The sequence below is a fragment of the Vibrio sp. 811 genome (genome assembly GCF_033339195.1).
In genome coordinates this window covers 1-533 of the sequence record NZ_JAWOUB010000878.1, presented here as the reverse complement: position 1 = coordinate 533, position 533 = coordinate 1, and the positions used below count along the sequence as shown (strand labels likewise).

Sequence of the window (533 nt, the reverse complement as noted above, 5' to 3'; positions counted from 1 at the left end):
ATGGCTATGCGTAGTGCATAGCCATTTTTTGTATTAATCGAGTTCGCTCAGTTTTGCTAACTGTGTAAGTGTGAAAGGGCGGGATCGAACTTTAACCACTGAAAATAAAAGACTTTATGTTATTGGGAACTTTTCAAGGTAATCACGATCTGATCATGAAGTTAAAAATATGAGAAACTCGTACATGATTATCATTGAGCAGCTAAAAAAAGTGAAAGATACCCGTTCGCATATCAACCAAGTGTATCCTGTTATGGAAGTGGCTTTCTTGGTCATAACCGCCATGATTTGTGGTCAAAATAAGTGGACTGATATTAAGGATTTCGGCGAAGGAAATATCGAGTGGTTGCGTGAGTATCTCCCCTACGACAATGGTCTCCCCACTCGGCATAATATTGCCGCGATAATGAGAACTGTTGTACCAGAAACGCTCTTGGAAGCGATGGTAGGCTGGGTCAATTTGCACAGAGAAAAGCATGCTCAGCCCATAATCAGCGTTGATGGGAAGGTTCTAAAAGGAGCGAAAGCAAGCA

The 533-nt window shown here is 41.7% G+C and carries 1 protein-coding gene; it reads left to right on the top strand.

Annotated elements, in window-relative coordinates; genetic code table 11:
* Positions 1–184: 184 nt before the first annotated feature.
* A partial coding sequence (locus tag R7Q46_RS29905) for an ISAs1 family transposase (RefSeq protein ID WP_318078685.1) occupies positions 185–533 on the top strand: 349 nt, incomplete at its 3' end.